Source organism: Desulfovibrio sp. SGI.102, from assembly GCF_050314315.1.
GTDB lineage: Bacteria > Desulfobacterota > Desulfovibrionia > Desulfovibrionales > Desulfovibrionaceae > Desulfovibrio.
Genome location: NZ_JBNPNC010000033.1, coordinates 25,131 through 31,130 on the forward strand (window position 1 = coordinate 25,131; position 6,000 = coordinate 31,130).

At 66.4% G+C, this 6,000-nt stretch carries 5 protein-coding genes; 2 read left to right on the forward strand and 3 right to left on the reverse strand.

Features of this window, described 5'->3' with window-relative positions:
- Positions 1–67: 67 nt before the first annotated feature.
- The 3 genes from ACQRCJ_RS08315 to ACQRCJ_RS08325 all read right to left on the reverse strand — a co-directional run bounded on the left by ACQRCJ_RS08315 (position 68) and on the right by ACQRCJ_RS08325 (position 4,222).
- Positions 68–1,066, reverse strand: a complete 999-nt coding sequence (locus ACQRCJ_RS08315; protein WP_427799618.1) for a tRNA dihydrouridine synthase — start codon at positions 1,064–1,066, stop codon at positions 68–70.
- Positions 1,066–2,895, reverse strand: a complete 1,830-nt coding sequence (locus ACQRCJ_RS08320; protein WP_427799619.1) for a SulP family inorganic anion transporter — start codon at positions 2,893–2,895, stop codon at positions 1,066–1,068. The genes ACQRCJ_RS08315 and ACQRCJ_RS08320 overlap by 1 nt, the downstream gene beginning before the upstream one ends.
- A 211-nt stretch (positions 2,896–3,106) precedes the next feature.
- Positions 3,107–4,222, reverse strand: coding sequence for a hypothetical protein (locus tag ACQRCJ_RS08325; RefSeq protein ID WP_303994811.1), 1,116 nt, complete (start codon positions 4,220–4,222; stop codon positions 3,107–3,109).
- Between the two features lie 237 nt (positions 4,223–4,459).
- Between ACQRCJ_RS08325 and ACQRCJ_RS08330 the strand changes: the two genes are divergently transcribed.
- Positions 4,460–5,104 carry an OmpH family outer membrane protein gene (locus ACQRCJ_RS08330; RefSeq protein WP_427799620.1) on the forward strand — a complete coding sequence of 215 codons (645 nt, stop codon included), beginning with the start codon at positions 4,460–4,462 and terminating at the stop codon, positions 5,102–5,104.
- 110 nt (positions 5,105–5,214) lie between these two features.
- Positions 5,215–5,910 (forward strand): carbonic anhydrase, encoded by a 696-nt coding sequence (locus ACQRCJ_RS08335; protein WP_168934904.1) that lies wholly within the window; start codon positions 5,215–5,217, stop codon positions 5,908–5,910.
- Positions 5,911–6,000 lie beyond the last annotated feature (90 nt).

Sequence of the window (6,000 nt, forward strand, 5' to 3'; positions counted from 1 at the left end):
GTTTGAGGGGGAAGGGGACTTTTTTCCGCTGGAAAAAGTCCCCTTTCTCCTCAACAGATCTTGCCGTTTATTCCGGCAAAAAGCGGTCCATCAGCTCGTGCAGACCTTCCCAGGACGTGCAGCGGCAGAGCTCGAGGCGCAGGGCCTTGACGCCGGGCAGGCTGCGCACATAGCGGGGCACCACGCTGCGCATCTTCCAGAGGGCGGCGCGACCGGGACAGAGTTCCTGGGCCAGTTCCATGTGGCGCAGGACCATGGCCCGCAGGGCGGCCGGTGAGGGGGGCTGGGGCTCCTCGCCCCGGCAAAGGTGGAGGTGGTCGTCGAAGATGGCCGGGCCGTGCATGGCGCCCCGGGCGTACATGACCGTATCCACGCCGGTCTGCTCCAGCACGCGCAGGCCGTCCCGGGCGCTGAACAGGTCGCCGCTGGCGATGAGGGGGATGTCCAGGGCTTGCTTGAGCTCGGCCAGCACCTCGTGGGCGGCCTCGCCGCCGAAGCCCTGGCGCGCCGTACGCGGGTGCAGGGTGATCCAGCCCGCGCCCAGATCCTGGAGGCGCAGGGAAAGGTCGCGCCAGACATGCCTTTGGCTGTCCAGGCCCAGACGGATCTTGAAGCCCACCCGTCCGGGACCGGCGGCCTGGAGCATGGCGCGGGCCACTTCGAGGGCATTGGGCACATCGCCCAGCATGGCGGCCCCGGCCCCCTGTTTGAGAACCTTGGCCACCGAGCAGCCCATGTTGAGGTCGAACCAGCCGTAGCCCACGTCGCGGAGCATCTCCACGGCCCGTTGCAGGAAGGAGGCCTCGGCGCCGAAAAGCTGGACCACCAGCGGCTGGTCCTCGGGCAGGCTCTGCAACAGCTCGCCGGTGCCGGGGCTGCGGTAGACAAGGCCCTTGGCGCTGACCATCTCGGTCACGCAGACCGCCGCGCCGTACTGGCGGCAGAGCAGGCGGAAGGGCAGGTCGCTGTAGCCGGCCAGGGGCGCCAGCCAGGGGTGCTCCCGGTCGAAGGGCAGGCTGTCGGGGGTGGCCGGGGATTGCGGCAGGAAAAACGCTTTGTGCATCATCAATGTTCCGTAGTGCGGGACGCAGGGTCTTCGGGTTGCATCTGTTGCAGGCGCTGCTGCGCCAGCTGGTCCACGCTGCGGGGGGCAGCGGCCGTGGGGCAGGCGGGACCGGGGCAGGATTCCTCGGGGCAGCCGGTGTGGCAGCAGATATGCCTGTTCAGCATGTCCACGCCGATGCGCAGGCCGTCGCCCAGGGTATCGGCCACAAAGCCGTCGCTCAGGCAGTCGATGACGCCCGTGCGGCCGAGGATGTCGCGCACGTTGCGGCTGCCCACCACCAGGACCACCGGCACACTGCGGGCATAGCAGCGTTCGAGGAACTGCTCAAGGGCATGGGCGCCGGAGGCATCCAGCCAGAACACGCGGGTCAGGTGCAGGACCACCAGACGGGGCGGCGTGTCGTCCTCTTCGTAGAGCTGGCGCTCCAGCTCATGGATGGCGCCGAAGAAGAGCGTGCCTTCGATGACGTAGACCACCAGGCCTTCGGGCATGTTGTCCGGGGCATAGCGCATGAGCGGGTCCGTGGCCCGCAGGCGGCGTACCCGGGGATGGGCCGCCTTGTAGATGAAGAGGGTCAGGGAGAGCAGCACGCCGATGAACACGGCCCGCTCCAGATCGAGGAGCAGGGTGGACGCGAAGGTGATGAGCAGCACCCAGCGGTCGATGCGCGTGGCCCGCAGGCAAAGGCGGATGGCCGGGATGTCGATCATGTTCACCGAGATGAGCAGCAGCACGCCCGCCAGGGCAGGCATGGGCAGCCAGCTGACCAGCGGCGCCATAACGAAGAGCATGGGCAGGGCCAGCAGGCCCGAAAAGACCGTGCCCATGCGGCTGCGCCCGCCGCTGGTGACCACCAGGGCGCTGCGGGTGAAGGAGCCGCAACCGGGGATGCCGGAGGTGAGGCCCGCGGCGATGTTGCCGAGGCCCTGGCCGATGAGTTCCTGGCTGCCGTCGAAGCGGTCGCCGCGGATGCCCGCCAGCTGCTTGCCGATGGCCAGGGATTCCACGGCGCCCAGCAGGGCGATGGCCAGCGCGGGCATGAACAGGTCGCGGATGGAGGCCATGTCGAAGGCCGGGGGCAGGGAAAGGGGCGGGACCACGCTGGGGATGGCGCCCACCTGGCGCACGCCCTGCTCGTGGAGACCCAGCAGGGCCGAGACGGCGGAGATGATGACCAGGGCCGCCAGGGTGGCCGGGAAGCGGCGCGAGATGCGCTTGAAAAGTAGGATCAGCAGGATGGTGCCCCCGGAGACCAGCAGGCACCAGATGTTGAGATGAGTGAAGTTGTGGATGACGTGATCGATCTGGGGGAAGAATCCCTGTGCCTGGGAGGAGGGCAGGCCCAGCGCGGTCTTGAGCTGGCCCGACGCGATGAGCAGGGCCGCACCGGCGGAGAAGGCCACCATGACCGAATGGGAGATGAAATTGGCCAGCTCGCCCAGACGGGCAAGGCCCATGCCCACCTGGATGAGGCCGCAGAGCAGGGCGATGCCGAAGATGTAGGGCATGCGGGCCTCTTCGGGCAGACTGGCCACGGTGATGCCGCCGATGCTGACCGTGCTCATGGTGGTGAACAGCACCATGGAGATGGCGTTGGTGGGGCCGGCGGCCAGATAGCGGGCCGACCCCCAGAGGGCGGCCACGATGACCGGCAGCATGCAGGCATAGATGCCGTATTGCGGGTGCACCCCGGCGATGAGGGCATAGGCCATGGCCTGGGGGACGGCCATGGGGGTGACGGTGAGCGCGGCGACGAAGTCGGCGCGGAAGTCGCGCAGGCTGTAGTGATGCAGTTCGTTCAGGAAGGGGAAGAGGCGGGCGGCATTCATGGCGGCGCTCCGAGGTATGGAAGGTGACGGGCCCGGAAGGGCGACGCCCGGCAGGACAGGGCGCCGGAAAAAAACGGCGCATGTCCCCGCAGGGCGGGCGGCATCGTGACAGGAAAGGGGCAGGGTATCCCGACGGCGTGCGCCGTGTGGCGTACGGTTCCGCCGTCCTGGCAGGGGACGGCGGCGTTACGGGGGATCGGCCTGCCCCGGCCTAGTCGTGGGAGTCGTCTTCCAGCTTGAGGACGTCCTGCCCCAGTGCGTAGCGCATGAGGGAAGGACGCTCCGCGGATTTTTTCAGGGAGCCGATGATGCGGGTCATGCGGCGGGTGCCTTCCAGCACGCCGCCCAGATGCCCGGCCAGTTCCGTCAGGTCGGCGCGGGCCAGGATCTTTTCCAGTTCCAGGGCCAGGCGCTGGCCGCGTGAATCCTCGTGGAACTCCGCGCGCAGTTCGCGGGAAAGGCGCAGGGCACGGGAAAGGTTGTTGTCGATGTCTTCCACCAGCTCGCCGCAGTATTCGGCCTGGTTGCGCATGATGTTCAGGGCATTGTTGCCGTAGTGGGCCATGGCGCCGGCGGCCTTTTCCAGCGTGTCGCGGGCCACGGCCAGGCGGCGGCCCGTGGTCAGGGACACGATGCGGGCGCATTTGGACAGGAAGTGGGCGTCGTACATCTCGAAGCCGTATTCCCGCTGGGTGTAGAGCAGTACCAGGCCGAAGGGCGGCCGGTCGTTGCGTTCGCGCAGCACGAAGGCCAGACGGGAACGGTAGCCCGCCTTGTAGACCACGCAGTCGAAGGACTCGCCGCCGCGTTCGATGCCCTGCAGGTTGTTGGACACCACATGCCGGGCCGAGCCTTCCTTGACCGTGCGCATGACCGGGTGGTTGCGGATGCCTTCTTCCAGGGCGGGGACCACCATGGGGATGCCGCCGCCGTCACGGCGCGCGGCGGCCTGCACCACCCACTCGCCCTGGGGGTTGCGCAGACGGCAGACATAGAGGTCGGCATGCAGGGCATGGACCAGGATCTCGGCGCTCTGGCGCAGCACTTCTCCGGGGGGCGCCATATGGTCGGCCATGGAGAGCAGGTCGTTGGAGACACGCAGCAGGGTCTCCGTCTCGCTCTGCATGGCGGCGACGGAGGAGAGCAGCTGGAGCAGCGAGCGCCAGCTGCGCAGGGGCACGGCCCGCACATCGGGCTGGTAGCCGCGCTTCAGGGAGCGGTAGGCGGCCCGGATAAGGGCGATGATGGCAGGACGCACTTCGGGCGGCGTGTGTCTGACGATCTCGGTGATGGCTTCGCGCGGGGTGCGCAGGGAGTGGTATGACACGAAAATTCTCGCTTGGCGGCAGGTCCGCCCTGAAGATCTTATGAAATAAGGACAACGTTCAGAATAACAATATCGCAACCTTTGTCAATGCGCGCGCCGTCTTGCACGAGGTCCCGTCCCGGCCGTACGCCGGAGCGGGGCGGCGGAAAAGAGTTGAGTCCCGGAACAAAACATCGTACAAGCAGGCCATTCAGACTGAAACCGCACATCTTGCGGATGATCCAAGGAGAACTCCCCATGCGTATTCGTTTCCTCGTCCTTTCCCTGCTCGTCCTCTGCCTCGCCGTCAGCGGCTGTCAGCAGCCCCAGGAACCCGCCGTCAAGGTCGGCGTGGTCGATATGAACCGCCTGCTGCGTGACAGCGAGCCCGGCAAGGAAGCCAGCCGCTTCCTGGAAGGCATGCAGAAAGAGATCCAGCAGCAGATCGACGACGTGCAGGCCCGTCTGGGCAAAGACCCCGAGAACGAAGCCCTGCAGCGTGAACTGCAGGCCATCTACATGGGTGGCCAGCAGCGCATCAACGCCGAACAGCAGAACGTGGTCAGCCAGCTGCTGGACCTGACCCAGCGTCTGGTGAACAACTACCGCAAGGCCAACGGCCTGAGCGTGGTGCTGGGCACGGACGTGGCCGTGGCCTATGATTCCGCCCTGGACGTGACCAATGCCCTGCTGGACGAAATGAACAAGCAGAAGGTCAACTTCGTGTCCGTGAGCAACCCCCAGCCCGAAGCTCCCGCCGCGGCCGAAGCTCCCGCCGACGAAGCGCCCGCCAAGGCCGCCCAGGACACCAAGGCCGCGGAGAAGCCCGCTGAAAAGCCCGCTCCCGCCGCCGAAAAGCCCGCTGCCGAAAAGGCCGCTCCGGCCGAAGCCAAGGCCAAGTAGCCCCAGTCTTCGATGCTATCCAAGAGCCCCGGTCCTTCCGGGGCTCTTTTTGTCTCTTCCGTCCGGCGGCATCCAGGTGCCGCACGGCGGGAGGTATTTTTGAGGGAACAATGAAAGACTTTGAAAAATTCATCGACGGTTTCAGGAACTTCCGCCGCTTCTACTTCGATGCGGAAAACGACTACTACACGTCCCTGAACAAGGGGCAGCATCCCAAGGCCATCGTCATCGCCTGCAGCGATTCCCGTGCCGACCCGGCCCTGCTCATGGGCTGCGACCCGGGCGACATCTTCGTGGTGCGCAACGTGGCCAACCTGGTGCCCCATGCCGACGACGCCCTGCGTCGCGATGCCGTGCTGGCCGTGCTGGAATACGGGGTGCACCACCTCAAGGTGGAGCATATCATCGTGCTGGGGCACTCCGGCTGCGGCGGCATCCAGGCCCTGCTGAACCCCGAATCGCTGCATGACGAGAGCTTCGTGGCCAACTGGGTCTCCATGGCCGCGCCCGCCCTGGAACGGATGCGCGAGGACGTGCGCGACGAGAGCCCGGCCGACCGGCAGCGCCACTGCGAAGAGGCCGCCATCCTGGTCTCCATCGACAACCTGCTCTCCTACCCCTGGATCCAGGAACGGGTGGCCGCCCACAAGCTGTCGCTGCACGCCTGGTATTTCGACATGTCGCAGGGCTCCCTGCTGGCCTATTTCCCGGACAGCGAGACCTTCGAGCCCCTGGTGGCCCACTGCCGCCAGTGCGGGGCCCTGGATGCCGCCTGTGGCTGCCATGCGCATGGCAGCCAGGCCTAGATAGTGTCGTCAAATTAAAAAATATGTTATAATCTCTTCACTTACAATGAGGAGAGACCATATGGCGGCACATCGGAGGCATGATATTTT